The following is a 17,635-nucleotide window of genomic DNA, read 5'->3' as shown; positions in this document are numbered from 1 at the left end:
GTTCCCTTGTGGGGTTTTCCCCTCCGGTTAGCGGTTGTTAATGGGCATTTTAAACACTTGCCCAGTCGCTTGCCAAAGCGACATTCGTCAAATTCCCTTTACGGGCGCACGTAATATTCTTCCAATGAAACTTCCGTGGCGTACACCGCCGATTGTGTGCCGCCCAGCGAGAAGAAAACTTCCTTGTACTTCCGTCCGGGGTGGTTCGCCATGTTGATAGACAATATCTGCGAACGCTCCTTGTCGGTCAGTCCCAAGAGGTTCTGTATGCTGTCGAACTTGTTCAGGTATTTTCGCTGGTCTAACAATATTTTGCAGTCCGAGTTATTGATGATACTTTCTTTCACGATAGGGGAAGAAATAATATCCTCTACCTCTTGCGTGACTACAATCGCTTCCCCGAAATACTTTCGGACAGTCTTGTACAAATATTTTATGTAGTCCGCCATGTTCGCCGATGCAATCGCTTTCCACGCTTCTTCAATTAGTATTAACTTCCTTATCCCCTTTAACTTGCGCATTTTGTTTATAAAGGCTTCCATGATGATGATAGTCGTTACCGGGAATAAAATCTTGTGGTCTTTGATATTGTCCAATTCAAAGACAATGAAGCGTTTATGCAGCAAATCCAGCTCCTTGTCGGAGTTCAGCAGGTAGTCGTACTCACCGCCACGATAGTACGGTTCAAGCACGTTCAGGAAATTGTCAATGTCAAAATCCTTTTCCCTGACGTTCTTCTGTTCAAGCTGTCGGCGGTAATCATCCCGGACAAACTCGTAGAACGTGTTGAAGCAGGGCGTTACCGAACGGTCTTTGCCTATCAGTTCGATATAGGCACTCACGGCGTTTGACAACGCCACTTCTTCCGACCGTTTGGGGGCTTCATCATCCCGCTTCCACAGGGTGAGTATCAGGGTCTTGATGCTCTCTTTTTTCTCGATGTCAAATACCCCGTCCTCGACATAGAACGGGTTGAACGCTATCGGGTTCTCGTTGGTGTAGGTGAAATAAATCCCGTCCTCGCCGTGCGTGCGGTTGTGGATAAGCTGGGACAGCCCCAAGTAACTGTTACCCGTATCGACCAGCAGCACGTGCGCACCCTGCTCGTAACACTGGCGCACCATGTGGTTGGTGAAGAAGGACTTACCCGACCCGCTCGGCCCAAGTATGAACTTGTTTCTGTTGGTCGTGATGCCTTTCTTCATGGGCAAATCCGATATGTCGATGTGCAGCGGGCGACCGCTTACCCTGTCCACCATTTTGATGCCGAACGGCGAAAGCGAACTCTTGTAGTTCGTTTCTTCCACGAACAGGCAGAGAGCCTGCCCCAAGAACGTGTAGAAACTTTCCTCTGCGGGGAAGTCGGCTTCGTTGCCGGGTATGCCCGCCCAAAAGAGCGTGGGCGTGTCGGTGGTGTTGTGGCGTGGCTTGCACTCCATTAGTGCAAGCTGGCTTCCCACATCGTTGCGTATGCGTTTGAGTTCTTCCCGGTCATTGCTCCATGCCATGACGTTGCAGTGGCAGCGCACCGAGATAAGCCCCTTGCTATGCGCTTCGTTCAGGTACTCGTCTATCCACTCCTTGTTCACTTGGTTGGCACGGGAGTAGCGGGAGAGCGATTGCATATTCCGGGCGGTCTGCTCGAAGTTCTTCAGGTTTTCGGCGTGGTCGTCTATGAAGATGAACTGGTTATAGACGTGGTTACACGACAACAGTACGCCCACCGGGGCGGCAAAACTTAACCTGCAATCGCTTCTGTCTGTGGACAGCTTCTCAAATCGGCAGTCCGTCCCGACCTTTCCGGGCAAATCTTCCACGTCCGAAAGCGTGTGCAGGCACAGTATATCGTCCCCGACCCGCATTTCTTCCGGGTACAGCCCGATGTCTTTCAGGCAAGTAGTGTCGGTTTGCGAGAGCGAGAAGTATTTCTCGATGATGCCCGCCTTTCCGTCCTGCCCGGTGATTTCCGATGCCGCCAGCCGGGTAAGGGTGACAAACCCGCTGTCGTTCATAATCCTTTCAAACTGCCCGACCGCTTCGATGAACTTTGCCGCCGCTTCCTTGTCGGCTATCTCCTGCGGTACAATCCTGCCCCGGCAGAGGGTGGAGAAGTCGCTCTGTCGGCGGCTTCTCTCCCTTGTCGTTTTCGTCAGGAACAGGTAGCAGTAATGGTTCAGGAACGGGCGTTCATTGAAGTGCCGTTCAAAGGAGCGGCTTAAAAAACTAAGCTCGTCCCTTTCGGTGTCGGGCTGGTAGTTCTCCTTGATGAAGAAGTCCTGCTTGTGTACTATGGAGTAGTCGGGCAGCACCTTGACCGCCTTGTACCACGCCGAATGTATGGTTTCGTACTCGGCACTGGTGACGGTGAACAGTTCGGGCAGTTCCACCCTGAAAGCCACCGTTATGTCCGCATCCTTTGAAATGATGCAGCCGTTCTCCACCGCCAAAAGGGGAAATTTCCTTTCCAGCGTGGTAGCCTTTAACATATTCCTCATGTTCTTTCTTCCTTTCTTCTTTTGTAGTTGAACAGCCGGGGTATCGCCTTTCGGCTGATAATGAAGCGTGGGTGTCTTTTGCGTGCGGCAGCTTTCATCAGCCCGTGCGTGCCGTACTTGGCGTTGAGCCGGAACGTCTGCCACACGAGCAGCAGCGAAGCCGACACGATGAAACCGATACATAGCCACTGGTTCACGCCTGCCATGAACAGGACGATGAACACCACGAAGACAGCGAGCAAGCCGCCGCAAAAGATAAAGAGGTACTGGCTTTTCAGCCCCTTGAACTCCACCGGCTTCCCGATACCCCTGTTTACCGGATATTCAGACATTGCCGCCTTTTTAGAGGAAGAACGAACGTAGGATAGTGGCGGCGACAATCAGGAAGATGCACGCCCCGAACCAACTGGCGGCGGTCTTTGAGGTGTCGGGGTCGCCGCTTGAAAACTTGTTATATACTTTTACCCCGCCAATCAAGCCGCAGACCGCCCCGATTGCGTACACCAGTTTTGTTCCGGGGTCAAAATACCCGGTGATTAGGTTCGTGGCTTCGGTGATGCCCGCCTGCCCGTTTCCTTGTGCGTAGGCACTTACCACGGCGGCAAGTATAGCCGCCGACAAGAAGATTTTCTTTCTCATTGTGATTTGTTTTTAATGCCGGGCGGCGGGTGGATAGTCCGCCTTTCCCGGCTGGTGAATAATTTGAAATTTTAGTGGTCGGGGATAGTCCCGTTTGTCTGTTTGGTTTTCAGGTTGCCAATCAACCGTAATCCCGTTGTTTCATGCTGTCAGGCTTATACATTATTATATTATAGGAAATCGTTCATGTCGAACGCTTCGTGTTCCTCGCTTGTATCGCCAGTTCCGGCAGGGACAGCAGCCGTAGCGGAAGAAACGCCCAGTTCATCGAAGCTCACGCCCGTAGCCCGTCCGGTATCATCGTCACCGTCCATGTACCCGGCTATTTCCTCGTCCTCGTAGTCGGGTTCGTCATTCTCGTAACCGGGCGTTTCTTCCGCTTCGGCTGCTGCTTCCGGAATGTTTTCTTCCGGCTGTCCGTCAGCCTGCGGCGCAAAAATAGTATCATTTTCAGCCGCTTGCGGGATGTGTCCCGATTTGTCCTGCGCTGTCCCGATTAGTCCGCCCTTGTATCGGCTTTCACCTATCAGCGTGTAGCCCGAAACCCCGTTTCGTGGGAGTGGCGCATCATCCGTTCTGCCCGGTGATGTCCGGCTGTCCGTGTAGCGATACCACAGCCATAGGGCGATATAGTACACCAAAAGCCCGGTAAGTATGCAATAGATTACCATAGTCAGACAGGCTTTTGGAAGTTGCTTTCGTACAGGGTGTTTATCTCGTCTTGGTACTGCTCGAAGTGTCGCAGCAGAATGTTTTCCACGTAGCTGCTTACCGTCACCTTGCGCCCGCCTATCACTGTCACGATACGCATCAGCTTTTCGTGCGTGGTACGGCTCACGTACAAGGGCTGTCGGTCTGCCAGTTCTACTTTCTGAAAGTAGGTTTCCCGGTAGTCGCCCGAACCGCCCTTGCGCTTGCGGTTTGTCGTTTTCTCCACCCGCACCGTTTCCGTCTGCTGTTCCTCTTGGGTAACTTGTGATGCAAGATTGGTATGTGGTGCATCATTCGGTTTATTATCTTCTTTACTGGGAACACCCTGCGAGATAAGCTCTTTCATGAAATCCTCGTCTATCTTCGGCATCCCGCCGCTTTGCTTTGCCATATCATTTTAATTTGATGTAGTACACTATTTCGGTTATCAGTTCTTCCAAGTTGCTTCCCCTTACCAGCGGGCGGCTGGCGGGAAAGAGCGTGGAGCGGAACACCGCCTTTTTATCCGCCACCAGTTCCTTTTTGTAGCGTTTGGTATCGGGGATAAAGGTTTTCATCAGCGGCAGTTCCAGTTCCTTAATGGTCTTGTCGTAGGCGGTGTAAAGGTCTGTTTTCTCCCTACCGTCCACCATGTTCCAAAAGAGGTACAGCCCGGCAAGTCGGCAGGCTTCATTCTTCACTAATAGCTTTTGGATAGCCATTGCGAACGACAGGCTGCTTTCCAGCACCACCTTGTCGGCGGAAATGGGGGTGAAAATGTAGTCCATGCCCGCAAGGGAGTTTATCACGCCCTCGCTGTTCACCGTGCCGGGCAGGTCGAAAAACACTATATCCGGCACGTGTCCGGCGGCTATATGTTCGTCAGCCGTTGCAATCGCCTTTTCAGGTGAACTGCACAATACCGGGTAGGCTTTCTTCCCCAGCCGGGTGAACTGTTCATACGCCATTCGCTTGTAATCTTCATCCGCCCCGACCTGCTCGGCATCCCGCTTTCGCATCCCGGCAATGGAGTGTTGCGGGTAGTCGCAATCGACCACCGCCACATCGTAGCCTTTGAGGTAGTAGAGGTAACTCGCCGCCAGCACGGTAAAGGTGGTTTTGCCGACCCCGCCCTTTTGGGTGGAAAAGGCGACATAAAGGGGTGTTTTCTCGTTTTCCATATTGCTTCCGTTCATTATTGGTTGATAGATTTATTTATTGCTTTCAATCAATCCAGCCATATAGCTTTCTTTGTTTCCATATTGCAATCTTGAAATATTGAAAGACTGTTTTATTTCAATCTTGTTTTCCAGCTTTCATTCTTTCTTGAAATATTGAAATCCTGCAATCACGTTTTATTGAAATCCTGCTTTCAATCATTCTTTCCTGATTGGAATATTTCTTTCAATCTTGCTTTCAATCTTGAAATCCGATGCAAAAAAAGGGAGAAAAAACGTCCCCTGAAAACCTTGTCCCGATTTGTCCTGCGCTGTCCCGTTTTGTCCACCAACCGCCTATTTTACAGCATTATAAATCACCGTTACTTTGCAGCGGAGTAACGAACCGCAGGGGGCGCAGGTGTAAAACAGGGCTGGTGAATGGCTGGGCTTACCGTTCCACGCTAACCCCAATCCGTCCGTGACGGATTTCGATTTTCGTCAGAAAATAGCAAGGTGTGTTCTATGGCACATAGAACCGTTTTCCGTGCCTGAAAACGCCTTGCCCCTGTCGGGGGTAAAAATCACTCCGAAGTCGTAATTTTTTAATCCAAAGAAGCATGGAAACAAGAAGAACCAACAAGGGCGGTCGCCCCGCCCTCGCAGACCCGGCGAAGCATCGCCATGTCCTTTACCTGAACGACCGGGAGAATGCCCGCTTCCTCTCGCAATGGGAGCAGTCGGGCGTCACGAGCAAGTCCCGTTTCATCGCCGCCCGGCTGTTCGGCGAGCCGTTCCGGGTGGTGAAAGTGGACAAATCGGCAGTAGAATATTGCGCCCGGCTGACCGAATTTTATGCCCAGTTCCGGGCGGTTGCGGTCAATTACAACCAAGTGGTAAAGGCTCTGAATAGTAACTTTTCGGAGAAAAAGGCACTGGCTTTTCTCTATAAACTGGAGAAAGCGACCACCGAACTGGCTGTGTTGAACCGTCAGGTTATCGACCTGACAAACGAGTGCAGGGAACTATGGTTGCCAAAATAAGCACGGGCGGCAATATGTTCGGCGCACTGGCATACAACCAAAACAAGGTGGACAGCGGGGAAGCAAAGGTGCTTTTCTCCAACCGGATGCTGTTGGGCGAGGACGGGAATTTCTCTATCGGCGAGTGTATGCGCAGCTTTGAAATGCAGATGCCCGTCCAGCTATCCACCAAGAAGCCGATACTTCATATTTCCATAAACCCGCACCCGGAAGACGTGCTGACCGACCGGCAGCTTTCCGACATCGCCAAAGAGTATATGCGGAAGTTGGGCTATGGCGACCAGCCTTATCTGGTGTACAAGCATACCGACATCGACCGCCACCATATCCACATCGTGGGGTTGCGGGTGGACGAGAACGGCAAGCCGCTGAATGACAAGTTCGAGCATCGGCGCAGCAAGCAAATCACCCGTGAACTGGAGCAGAAATACAACCTGCACCCGGCAGAACGAAAGGAACGTGCCGAACGCCCCGAACTTAAAAAGGTGGACTATGCCGCCGGGGACGTGAAGCACCAAATCGGCAACACCGTGAAAGCGGCTTGCTATGGCTACCGCTTCCAGTCGTTCGGGGAGTACAAGGCTTTGCTTGCCGCTTACAACGTGTGCGCCGAGGAAGTCAAAGGCGAGATAAACGGCAAGCCCTATCAGGGCATTGTCTATTCCGCCATGAACGACAAGGGCGAAAAGGTGGGCAACCCGGTAAAGGCTTCCCGCATCGGCAAGTCGGTAGGTTATGAAGCGGTGCAGCGCAGAATGGAGAAATCGGGCGAAGCAATTAAGAACGGGAAACTGAAAGAGCGCACCCGGAAGATTGTAGCCACTGCCATGCAGACCGCCCGCAGCCGCAAGGAACTGGAACGACAGCTAAAGAAGCAGGGCATTGATGTGGTATTCCGTCAGAACGACAACGGGCGCATCTATGGCGTTACGTTCATCGACCACGACAGCCGGGTGGTGCTGAACGGTTCACGCTTGGGTAAGGAGTATTCGGCGAACGTGTTCAACGAACGTTTTTCGGGCGAAACCGGAAAGATACACCAGTCCGAAGTGGCAGCACCGCAGCAAGACCAGCCCACGCATCAGGAACAGCCGGGCTTCACGCCGAAAGCCGACATCGTTTCGGGCATGGCTTCCGTGCTGGGTGCTTTCGGCGGTTTGCTGGGCGGCGGTGCATCAGGCGGTGACGAGCCGCAGGACACCGACCGCCAAAAGAGAAAGAAGAAAAAGAAGCGCACAAGGCGCATCAACTAACTTAAAAACATTACAATCATGCAACAGGAAGATGATTTGAGAGGGCTTGCAAGGGTCATGGACTTTATGCGGGCTGTCAGTATTCTATTCGTGGGAATAAACGTGTACTGGTTCTGTTACTCCACCCTGAAAGAATGGGGAGTGACGTTTGAGGTGATAGACAAGATACTGTGGAACTTCCAGCGCACCACCGGGCTGTTCTCGTCTATCTTATGGACAAAACTATTTTCGGTGGTGTTCCTCGCCCTGTCGTGTATCGGCACTAAGGGCGTGAAAGAGGAAAAGATAACGTGGGCGAAGATACATTGCAGCCTTGCGGCGGGTGTCGTGTTGTTTTTCCTGAACTGGTGGCTGCTGGAACTTCCGCTGCCACATACGGCGGACACTGTGTTTTATATCGCCACGCTGTCGGCGGGCTATATCTGTATGCTCATGGCGGGTACGTGGATGTCCCGGTTATTGAAAAACAACCTCATGGATGATGTCTTTAATACCGAGAACGAAAGTTTCCAGCAGGAAACAAGGCTTATCGAGAACGAGTATTCTGTAAATCTGCCTACCCGGTTCTACTATAAGAAGAAGTGGAACAATGGCTATATTAACGTTGTAAACGTTTTTCGTGCGAGCATCGTGTTAGGAACGCCGGGCAGCGGGAAGTCATACGCAGTAGTAAATAATTACATAAAACAGCAAATCGAGAAAGGTTTTGCGCTCTACCTGTATGATTATAAGTTTCCTGACCTTTCGGAAATCGCTTACAATCATTTGCTTAACCACTTGGACGGCTACAAGGTCAAGCCGAAATTTTACGTTATCAACTTTGACGACCCACGCAAGAGCCACCGATGTAACCCTATAAACGCCAGCTTCATGTCGGACATTGCGGATGCTTATGAAGCCAGCTACACGATTATGCTTAACCTCAATCGAAGCTGGATAAGCAAGCAGGGCGACTTCTTCGTGGAAAGCCCGATTATCCTGCTTGCAGCCATTATTTGGTATTTGCGCATCTATCAAGGCGGCAGGTATTGCACGTTTCCCCATGCCATAGAACTGTTGAACAAGAAATACGCTGATGTATTCACGATTTTGCGCAGTTATCCCGAACTGGAAAATTACCTTTCCCCGTTCGTGGACGCTTGGGAAAGTTCGGCAGTTGAACAGTTGCAGGGGCAGATTGCCAGTGCAAAAATCCCGCTTTCAAGGATGATTTCACCCGCCCTTTACTGGGTAATGACGGGCGATGATTTTTCACTTGACATCAACAACCCGAAAGAGCCTAAAATACTGGTTGTCGGCAACAATCCTGACCGCCAAAATATCTACTCGGCAGCACTGGGATTATATAATTCCCGTATCGTGAAGCTGATAAACAAGAAAGGTCAGCTTAAAAGTTCGGTGATAATAGATGAATTACCAACTATATATTTTCGGGGGTTGGATAATTTGATTGCCACCGCCCGAAGCAACAAGGTTGCGGTTCTGTTAGGCTTTCAGGATTACAGCCAGCTTACCCGTGATTACGGGGACAAGGAAAGCCGGGTTATCCAAAATACTGTGGGTAACGTGTTCAGCGGTCAAGTAGTCGGTGAAACGGCGAAAATCCTTTCCGAGCGTTTCGGAAAGGTGTTGCAGAAACGGCAGAGCATGACGATAAACCAACGGGAAAAATCCACCTCGATAAGCACCCAAATGGACAGCCTGATACCCGCCAGCAAAATATCCAACCTCACGCAAGGTATGTTCGTGGGTGCTGTGGCGGACAACTTCGATGAACGGATAGAGCAGAAGATTTTCCACTGCGAAATCGTGGTGGACAACGAAAAGGTGAAGCGGGAAACCGCCCATTACGTGAAGTTGCCGCAGATTATCGACTTCACCGACAAGGACGGCAACGACCGGATGCAGGAGGAGATACAAGCCAACTATGACCGCATCCGTCAGGAAGTCAGGCAGATAGTCGAGGACGAGATAACCCGGATTAAGAACGACCCGGAGTTATGCCACTTGATTAAGGAGGAAGAATAGCTATATATAATAATGTATGGAGTGAAGAACAGCCGATGTAGCTTTACGGTTGTTCTTCATTTTGCTTTTTGGTGCGGTAGGCTTCAAAACGCACTAATATTTCGTGCAGGTTCTTCAATGCTTCCACAGCCTTGCCTATCGGCGGCATCTTGCTTTTGTCGAAAGTCAGTTTCTTCAAATCGGTAGTGTACGCCGTAGCCACTTCGGGTAACGCCATGACCGCTTCGGCATCCTTGAATATCGGTGCATCAGCCAGCGACAAGTGCGAACGGGAGTTTTTATTTAGTCCGTCCTCTATCGTCACCCGGTACATGGCATCCAAGAAATCTTCCGAATGTAGGTAATCGTTATATTCCTGATTGTGGTAGAGTGCCGACAAGTCGTAAACGTCACGGATATGCTTTGCCAACAGTGCGGCTGCATCCTCATTGTAAGACAGCTTTACCAGCCTTGAAACCTTGTCGCAGATAGTCTTTCGGGGGTTGATACACTGCGTTTCAAAACTTTCCAGCCCGTAGGTGCTTATCAGTTCCTCTTGCCCGATGCTTTCAAGAAAGGCGGTCACAATCGGTTTGATAACCCGCTTGTCCGCCGGGTAGAACATCAGTTTTTTGTCCGGCAGGTCACAGGATTTTATCTCTACTTCCAAATGTTCTTTCAGTCCCACGCCTTGAAATACATTGTCATACGAGAAATACAGTTTACGGTAATTACCGCCCGTTTCCGACAAATCTTCCTTGTATATGTCACTATTGAGTTCGGCTATGTATTTGGAAAGTTTCTTGTTCAATGTCTTTTCTGCCTGCTTGGACGCACCTTTATCACCCGTGAACACGAACAAGTCCAAATCTTCCGAGAAACGTTCTATCAGCCCGTAGGCTTTGGAAAGTGAAGTTCCGCCTTTGAAGTAGGTCTTATCCGCATATTCGGACATGGAAATATCCCGCAGTATCTTCGATACCCAGTAATCCTTTTCCACGTGCGACTGCTCGTAGCCGAAATGGTCAGCCGCCAGTGCGATGATTTCCTTGAACGCTTCCTTGTCCGAATGTAAATTCATATTTCTGTCCTATGCTGTTTTATAATCCAAGTTGAACCGTGTCGTGGGAAGAATGGTCTTTGCCATTTCCGTTTGCAATACGGTTTGTCTGATGTCGCCCAGTATATCCGCCACCACCTTTCTGACACGTGGCGGGTAACTTTTCGCCAAAGATACGATTTTTTCCAGTTCCGGCAGGCTGTACCCGTTGAAATATTGGCTTTTGACCCGGTTGTAGATGTCCTGCCCGGTTGTTCCGGGTATGCGCTTCATGTCCTTTATCGCATCGAGCAGCCGCAAGTACGGGACAAGGCTTTCATCCGGATAGACCATGCAGTAGGCTTTCACGCACTCTATATCCAAGTTCTTGAAACGGAAACGGCGAACCGGGTTAGGAGTGGCTATCGTTATGGTTGTGGCTACCTGTTCGGTCAGCCCCATTTTGTTATAGATGTAAGCCCCCGTGATATAGCCGTTCAGTTTTTCAGTCAGGTAGCGGAACTGTTCATCCTGATAGACAGGCAGCTTTCCCAGCCCCAGCACTGATTTCTTGGGACGGTAGTACGCCCCCTTTTCAACCCGTACCAGTACCCCTTTGCGGCTCTGTTCGGAAAGTAGCACCGCAACATTGGCGGTCTTTTCCGTTTCAAACGATAAATCCCGGAACGTGAATATACGCCCGGTATCTATCCGTTCAATCTGCCCAAGTATCTCTTTTCTGAATGAAGCCATATTTATGTCCTTTGTTTCTATATGCAAAGATAGTATATTATGTAATCACCTGCAAAAACATAACAAAGATTTTGCCGAAGATGTTTTCTTTTTGTCGTGTCACCTGATAATAGGAGAATAACGGAAACTCAATCAAAGGCTTGCCATACGCTTCATAAACGCTTCACAAATGGCTCACAAGTATAATGCGATTTTTGTAAAACTGTTGATTATAAGCCGAAAACAATATATACAAATGGCTCACAAATGGCTCGTTTAAAGCAAGCGATTAACTTCGGTCTGTACCCGTTTTAAATCTCCAACCAACAGTTGGAGATTTACCGCACCCGGATAATTTCAAGCTCCGCAGGACAAATTCGGGCATCCCTTGCCCCCGTTTTTAGTCGCTATCTGTAGACTGGACTATTATTATACCATTCAATAATCAAATCATTATCGTTATTATGGACATTTAAAGTGAAAAAGATATTCCTATAATGATTAAAGCAATAGATGCAAATATGTATCTATATCTTTTTGTAGAAAACATTGCTCCTATACAAGAGATAGATACAGCAAATTGCATACATTTTAAACTTAACTCTGTAGTCTTAAATATACACATAGACAAAAAAGATAATGCCAAAACAAATAGTATAGCATTCAATATATATTTCAGTTTCATATTCCTTTGATTTACATTGACCTTATTAGCAGTAGCATATAAATTGCTCATCCTAACCCAATAACCAATCCTATACAAAAGAACAAGGTGAATCTCTTTTCCTTGTGTTTCAGCCCATAGACCAGCCCGATAATAGCACATAAAGGAATATTAGATGAATCTGCATTTTTTCCTTTATTTACAAGGTATTTATGACTTTCTTTGCTCAATTTGCAAATCTCACGGTTCTCATTGTTCTGTTGTAGCATACATTTATGCAACTTAATGTTCCCATGATTCAGTTTAATCTATTTTCTCTAATTCAATTGTAGCTACTTTCTCTTTATCTGGACTAATTTCATTCTGTATAATGGTTATATGTTTTTGGGTATAGCTTTTGATAATCCAAGGGGCTCCACCCAAATATAAAGCATTGCTATTAAATGTGATATATTTCCCTTCTATTGTATAAGTAATATCAATTTCATCGTAACCTTCCCAATTTACTTTCCCTTTCCGAGTATCTACAAATTGCATACCGACCCCCATATTTTGTACTGTCCAAGCCTCACAATGCCCTGTTCCACGCCATGAAGTCTGATAAAGTGCTTCGGGGGTTAATTCATTTGTCTGTTCATTATCATCGTCGCAGCTTATAAAGCTGAATGTACAGAGGAATAGCATAAGTATTCCAAGAATTTCTTTTGTTTTCATATTCTTTTTTTTAATCTCTTGTTTAACTCATTCAATCTTTATTTTGTCTCTTCGTTGAACCAACCAAAGATAAGACAAAGATAAAAAGAAGAATTCTTTGGCAGATTAAGATACTCTTGGAATATTGTTATAATGTAAATTTCTAAACCTATGTTTATTTTTTGTTGTCAAAACTTTGCTTGCGTCTGATTCGGCTCATGTGTATGGGTGTAATTTTAAGGTAGGATGCTATTTCTTTTAGTGATACCATTTGAAGGATTGCAGGGCATTTTTTTAAAAGTTGGAGGTAACGCTCTTCCGGTGTGAATCTGAATAAATCCAAATAACGTGAATATGATTGGAAAAACATCTGTTCGGCTGCGATACGGGCTATCCGTTGGTTTTCATTATTTTCCTTGAATTTTTGCTGTAAGAATGTAGAAGAACAGATGTAAATCTCGCACGGGATTATCGCCTGTATATTCAATTCTGATTTCATGCCATATAAGCAAGTGGGATAATCGGCTATAAATTCATTTGGAAAGGAAAAACCGACATTATACGGCTTGTTTTCTGTCCGGTTGGTGCAACTGTATTTGACTACGCCTGATAAGATAAACCCGAAGAAAGAACAGGCATCACCTTCATGGAGAATAAACTCATTCTTTTTATAATGTCGTAACTCTCCATGTTTCAGACACAACTCCTTGAAGAAGTCTATGTCTATGTTACTCATATATGAATTGAATTCGGCTATCATTTGTATATAAGAGAAATGTATAAAAAATATCTGAATTTCCATGTTTGGAGTTTAGTCTGTTTTTTGTCTATATATCCAAACCGTACTAAACTTTTTTCTGTTGACTGCAAGATATAAGTACTGGCGAAAAGAGTAAGAATAAAAGGTATTTCTTTTTGACAGTATTACTTTTAATAATTTGAGGAGGAAATAATACTCTAAGTAAAGGCTTATTCTACCGTCCGAGAGCTTATTTTGCTCCAGCTTGGGGTTTTCTTTCGTTTTATTTTCTAACATTGCCATTGTTTAGAGGTTTTATCTCGATTTAGGTGCCGTAACCGGGTAATTACACTAAATAGTTGATTTTCTTTTGTTTTTTGCGGATGCAAAGGTACAAAAGAAAATGATATTTCAAAGTGTACTGAATAACAGAAAATGGCAAAAATAGAGAAAAACAGAAAATATTCAAATGACTGATAATAAGAAAGATGAATTATTTTTATTCTATAATCTCCATGTCTTGTATCGGCATTGGCATTGGGTGGTAAAGAAGCAATAGATAACATCCATATTCTAAAAACTATTCCCTACATAGAAATGTCACTCCAATCTATCGGGGATTTGAAACGAGTGCAATAACAGATTACTAACGAAGCGCGATGACGCTTAAACAGTGTTCCCCGCTAATCCATTAAAGGGTTCACATATGGTTCATACTCGAATGATTTTCTTTTGCAAAATATGCAAATTACTTGAGTTTTAGCTATTTCAAAAAACGACCAAAGGGTTCACAAAGGGTTCATCGAAAGAGAGTGAAATCATTCACTCTCTTTTTTTATGCCCTTTTCAATTCTGCAACCAATGGTTGCGGAATTTCATCCCACCCGGACAAATCGGGACACCGCAGGACAAATTCGGACAGCCCTTGCCGCCCGTCCAAATATAGCATATTTAGTCGCTACCTTTGGGCGGGACTATTCCCGTAACCGCTAAAATTTCAATTATTTATGGCAAACAGAATGACCCCGCCCGCAGAGGGGCAGGAAAAAGACGTGCTGCTGGTCTTGGATAAACAGCAGGGAAAGGTGAGTGCCGTTAAGGGTATTGACAAGGAGGGCAATTTGCAGACCGTGCCGCCGACACACGGTGGCGAGTTCATGCAGGTGGACAAGAACAGCGATGTGTTCAGCAACTTCATTTCCAACTTCTACCGCAAGTATCAGGACACTTCCGGGCTGGAACTGTTCAGCGTCAAGGCTTCCGAAGCGGAGCGGGACGCAAAGGCAATCGAGGAAAACCACCGCAACCCTACACCGGAGGGCGACAAGCGGGCTGAAATGCTTCGAGTTCCGAAGCCCGACTTCCACGAGTTCAAGCAGGGTTACCGCTTCGACCCGGCAAAAATCGACTGGGAGAACCTGAAAAAAGTCGGCATCACCGCCGACACCCTGAAAAACACGAAGGACTTCGACCGGGTGATGCGTGGCTACAAGTCCCGAAATACCTACACCGTTTCGGGGACGGTGGGCGGCTTCTACCTCAAACCTACCGATGTCAAGCTCTCTTTCTATCAGGCAAAGGACGGCACGGTAGTACCCAAGCTGCACGGCGTGCAGCAGGACGAGAAACTGTTGCAACGCCCGTTCCATGAACACGGGTTCACCAAGCAGGAACAGGGCAACTTGCAAGGCACTGGCAACTTGGGCGGCATCGCTGAAATCAAAGACCCGAAAAGCGGCGAGCAAATCCCCGTGTTTGTCAGCCGGGACAGGTACACGCACGAACTGGAATACATGCGGGCTGACAAATGGAAATGCCCCGATACAATCTGTAACGTGCAAGTCAGCCCGGAACAGAAAGCCGCCTTTGAAGCCGGGCAAGCGGTGAAAATGGAAAACCTGCAATTCAGGGACGGCACGAAGCGCAGTGCCTATTTGCAGGTCAGTGCGGTGGAGCGTGGCTTGGAGTTCCTGCCCCGTGCCGCCGTCCAGTTCTTGCAGCAGGGGCAGCAGCCCGCAGAACAGCAGGTAGCCGGGCTAAAGGACGGCAAGGGCGTTGAGTTCAACGGTCATGTACAGCCCGGCGCACAGGGCAAATCCCACGACAAGGTGCAGCCGAAAGACGTTACCCCCGCCGCCGAGAACCGGACGCAGGTAGCGGTCAATTCCGGGGGCAAGACCAACGAAGCCACCAAGCAGGGCAAAGAGCCGTTGAAACAGGGTCAGGACAAGCCCACCCCCAAGCAGAAAGAGAAGCAGGAGAAAGCGCAGGACAAGAGCCTGAAAGCTGACAAGCCCAAGAAGTCCAGAGGAATGAAAATGTAATATCCACCATTAAAAAGTAAAGAATTATGATTGCATTGATAGCAGAAAAGCCCAGCGTGGCAAAGGACATCGCCCGCATCATCGGTGCGACCGGGCGTAATGACGGTTATCTTTCCGGCAACGGGTATATGGTGACATGGGCGTTCGGCCACTTAATCCAGCTTGCCATGCCGGAAGCCTACGGCGTGGCGAACTTCCGCAGGGAGAGCCTGCCCATACTGCCGCCCGATTTTCAATTAATCCCCCGTCAGGTGAAAGCGGAGAAAGGTTACAAGGCAGACCCCGGCGTTCTGAAACAGTTGAAAGTGATAAAGGAAGTGTTCGACCAGTGCGACCGGATTATTGTCGCCACCGATGCCGGGCGTGAGGGTGAGTTAATCTTCCGCTATATCTTCCATTACCTGAACTGCCGGAAACCATTTGTGCGCCTGTGGATAAGCAGCCTTACCGACAAGGCAATCCGTGAGGGGCTGGATAACTTGCAGCCGGGAGAGCGTTACGATAACCTCTACCTCTCTGCCAAGTCCCGCAGCGAAGCGGACTGGCTGATAGGGATAAACGCCACCCAAGCGTTGAGCGTTGCCGCCGGGCAGGGGGTGTTCTCGCTGGGCAGGGTGCAGACACCCACGCTCGTGATGATATGCAGCCGCTATTTGGAGAACAAGAATTTCGTACCCGCCAAGTTTTGGCAACTCAAAGCGGCGACTGCCAGCGGGGGAATAAATTTTACCGCCCAATCGACCGCCAAGTGGGAACAGCAGCCCGAAGCCATAGCCGCCCTGCAACGGGTAAAGGATGCCGGGCAACTTGTGGTTAAATCCGTTGAGAGGAAAGAAGCCTGCCAAGAACCGCCGCTTTTGTACGACCTTACCACGCTGCAAAAGGAAGCGAACACGAAGCTGAACTTCTCGGCTGACAAGACGCTTTCCATAGCGCAAAGCCTGTATGAAAAGAAAGTGATGTCCTACCCAAGAACCGGAAGCCGCTATATTCCGGAGGACGTTTTCGATGAAATGCCGGAACGTGTCGCCCTGCTGGGGCAATACCCCCGCTTTGCCGGGTATGCCGCCGGGCTGGACGGCACACCCCTGAACCGCCGCAGCGTGAATGACGGCAAAGTGACCGACCACCACGCCTTAATCATTACCGAGAACCTGCCCGGCGAACTTTCCAAAGACGAGCGGGCGGTTTACGAGCTGGTAGCCGGGCGTATGCTGGAAGCCTTTTCGGGCAAGTGCGTGAAAGACGTTACCACCGCCTTGCTGTCAGGGGGAGATACCGACTTCACGGTGAAAGGGTCTGTGATGAAAGAAGCCGGGTGGCGTGCCGTGTTCGGCGAGCAGGAAACGGGCGGGGATGAAGAAGCCGCCAGCCTGCCGCCACTCCAAGAGGGAGAATATTTGCCACTCTCCGGCGTGGATCTGCTCGAAAAGCAGACCAAGCCGAAACCGCTGCACACGGAAAGCAGCCTGTTGGCGGCAATGGAGAACGCAGGCAGGGAACTGGAAGATGCCGAACTGAAAGCCAGCCTGAAAGATGCCGGGATAGGCACGCCCGCCACCCGTGCGGCGATTATCGAAACGCTGTTCGCCCGCCAGTACATCGTGCGTGAGAAGAAGAACCTTGTGCCTACCGACAAGGGGCTTGCCGTTTACAAGATAGTCAAGGACAAGAAGATCGCCGATGTCGAAATGACGGGCATGTGGGAAACCGCCCTTGCCAAGATAGAAGCGGGCAGCATGGATGCGGACACGTTCCGGAAGGGCATCGAGGTGTACGCAACGCAAATCACCGCAGAACTGCTATCGGTGCAGCTATCTGTCGCTGCTGGTGAAACCTGCCCCTGCCCGAAATGCGGCAGCGGGCGCATCCTGTTCTACCCGAAAGTGGCGAAGTGTTCCAACGTGGACTGCACGCTTACCATATTCCGCAACAAGTGCGACAAGCAGCTTTCCGACAAGCAGATTGTCGAGCTGGTGACGAAACGCAAGACCGGGCTAATCAAGGGCTTCAAGGGCAAGAACGGCAAGGCTTTCGATGCTTCGCTGGTACTGGACGAGCAGTTCAATGTCGGTTTTTCATTCCCCGAAAAGAAAGCGAAACCGAAGAAATAGCTTATCTTTGCCGCTGAAATTTCATTGTGATAGGTTTTACAGCTTA

The 17,635-nt window shown here is 48.8% G+C and carries 17 protein-coding genes; 6 read left to right on the top strand and 11 right to left on the bottom strand.

All coding sequences use genetic code 11. From position 1 onward, the window contains the following. Positions 1 to 98 precede the first annotated feature (98 nt). From OCV73_RS02505 to OCV73_RS02480, 6 genes are all read right to left on the bottom strand, one after another. Positions 99 to 2,495 (bottom strand): TraG family conjugative transposon ATPase, encoded by a 2,397-nt coding sequence (locus OCV73_RS02505; protein WP_262512844.1) that lies wholly within the window; start codon positions 2,493 to 2,495, stop codon positions 99 to 101. Continuing rightward, positions 2,492 to 2,827, bottom strand: a complete 336-nt coding sequence (locus tag OCV73_RS02500; RefSeq protein WP_007845738.1) for a DUF4133 domain-containing protein — start codon at positions 2,825 to 2,827, stop codon at positions 2,492 to 2,494. Before OCV73_RS02500 ends, OCV73_RS02505 begins: the two co-directional genes overlap by 4 nt. 10 nt (positions 2,828 to 2,837) lie before the next feature. Further along, complete coding sequence (locus OCV73_RS02495; RefSeq protein ID WP_004308755.1) at positions 2,838 to 3,134, bottom strand: DUF4134 domain-containing protein; 297 nt, start codon at positions 3,132 to 3,134, stop codon at positions 2,838 to 2,840. A 170-nt stretch (positions 3,135 to 3,304) separates the two neighbouring features. Further along, complete coding sequence (locus OCV73_RS02490) at positions 3,305 to 3,805, bottom strand: hypothetical protein (RefSeq protein WP_147548670.1); 501 nt, start codon at positions 3,803 to 3,805, stop codon at positions 3,305 to 3,307. Between the two features lie 2 nt (positions 3,806 to 3,807). Then, a complete protein-coding gene (locus OCV73_RS02485) occupies positions 3,808 to 4,236 on the bottom strand; it encodes a DUF3408 domain-containing protein (RefSeq protein WP_007845734.1) in 429 nt (142 codons plus the stop codon). 1 nt (position 4,237) lies between these two features. Next, positions 4,238 to 5,020 carry a ParA family protein gene (locus OCV73_RS02480; protein ID WP_007845733.1) on the bottom strand — a complete coding sequence of 261 codons (783 nt, stop codon included), beginning with the start codon at positions 5,018 to 5,020 and terminating at the stop codon, positions 4,238 to 4,240. Between the two features lie 236 nt (positions 5,021 to 5,256). Between OCV73_RS02480 and OCV73_RS02475 the strand changes: the two genes are divergently transcribed. From OCV73_RS02475 to mobC, 4 genes are all read left to right on the top strand, one after another. After that, on the top strand, positions 5,257 to 5,466 hold the full coding sequence (locus OCV73_RS02475) for a hypothetical protein (protein WP_007754151.1): 210 nt from the start codon (positions 5,257 to 5,259) through the stop codon (positions 5,464 to 5,466). Between the two features lie 135 nt (positions 5,467 to 5,601). Beyond that, entirely contained in the window at positions 5,602 to 6,024 is a 423-nt protein-coding gene (gene mobA / locus OCV73_RS02470; RefSeq protein WP_004309974.1) for a conjugal transfer protein MobA, read from the top strand. Continuing rightward, a complete protein-coding gene (gene mobB, locus OCV73_RS02465; protein WP_007566686.1) occupies positions 6,009 to 7,277 on the top strand; it encodes a conjugal transfer protein MobB in 1,269 nt (422 codons plus the stop codon). Before mobA ends, mobB begins: the two co-directional genes overlap by 16 nt. A gap of 18 nt (positions 7,278 to 7,295) precedes the next feature. After that, the gene (gene mobC / locus OCV73_RS02460; protein ID WP_007478174.1) at positions 7,296 to 9,305 is read left to right on the top strand and encodes a conjugal transfer protein MobC; all 2,010 of its coding nucleotides are present in this window, start codon (positions 7,296 to 7,298) and stop codon (positions 9,303 to 9,305) included. Between the two features lie 43 nt (positions 9,306 to 9,348). Here the strand turns inward: mobC and OCV73_RS02455 are convergent, their stop codons facing one another. From OCV73_RS02455 to OCV73_RS02435, 5 genes are all read right to left on the bottom strand, one after another. Further along, positions 9,349 to 10,365, bottom strand: a complete 1,017-nt coding sequence (locus OCV73_RS02455) for a nucleotidyl transferase AbiEii/AbiGii toxin family protein (protein ID WP_004309977.1) — start codon at positions 10,363 to 10,365, stop codon at positions 9,349 to 9,351. Positions 10,366 to 10,374: 9 nt separating this feature from the next. Next, positions 10,375 to 11,076, bottom strand: coding sequence for a DUF6088 family protein (locus OCV73_RS02450; RefSeq protein WP_004309978.1), 702 nt, complete (start codon positions 11,074 to 11,076; stop codon positions 10,375 to 10,377). 711 nt (positions 11,077 to 11,787) lie between these two features. Continuing rightward, a complete protein-coding gene (locus tag OCV73_RS02445) occupies positions 11,788 to 11,988 on the bottom strand; it encodes a hypothetical protein (protein ID WP_007478170.1) in 201 nt (66 codons plus the stop codon). A 34-nt stretch (positions 11,989 to 12,022) separates the two neighbouring features. Further along, complete coding sequence (locus OCV73_RS02440) at positions 12,023 to 12,433, bottom strand: hypothetical protein (protein WP_004309979.1); 411 nt, start codon at positions 12,431 to 12,433, stop codon at positions 12,023 to 12,025. A 154-nt stretch (positions 12,434 to 12,587) separates the two neighbouring features. Next, positions 12,588 to 13,214: a Crp/Fnr family transcriptional regulator gene (locus OCV73_RS02435; protein WP_004309980.1), complete on the bottom strand. Its 627-nt coding sequence runs from the start codon at positions 13,212 to 13,214 to the stop codon at positions 12,588 to 12,590. A 944-nt stretch (positions 13,215 to 14,158) separates the two neighbouring features. On the opposite strand from OCV73_RS02435, the gene OCV73_RS02430 reads away from it, so the two are divergent. Both OCV73_RS02430 and topB read left to right on the top strand, forming a co-directional pair. After that, entirely contained in the window at positions 14,159 to 15,475 is a 1,317-nt protein-coding gene (locus OCV73_RS02430) for a DUF3945 domain-containing protein (RefSeq protein ID WP_007482643.1), read from the top strand. 26 nt (positions 15,476 to 15,501) lie between these two features. Beyond that, positions 15,502 to 17,589 carry a type IA DNA topoisomerase gene (gene topB / locus OCV73_RS02425; protein ID WP_032581312.1) on the top strand — a complete coding sequence of 696 codons (2,088 nt, stop codon included), beginning with the start codon at positions 15,502 to 15,504 and terminating at the stop codon, positions 17,587 to 17,589. The last annotated feature ends 46 nt before the right edge of the window (positions 17,590 to 17,635 follow it).

This window comes from Barnesiella propionica (assembly GCF_025567045.1).
GTDB lineage: Bacteria > Bacteroidota > Bacteroidia > Bacteroidales > Barnesiellaceae > Barnesiella_B > Barnesiella_B propionica.
This window is presented reverse-complemented; position numbering and strand designations above follow the sequence as displayed.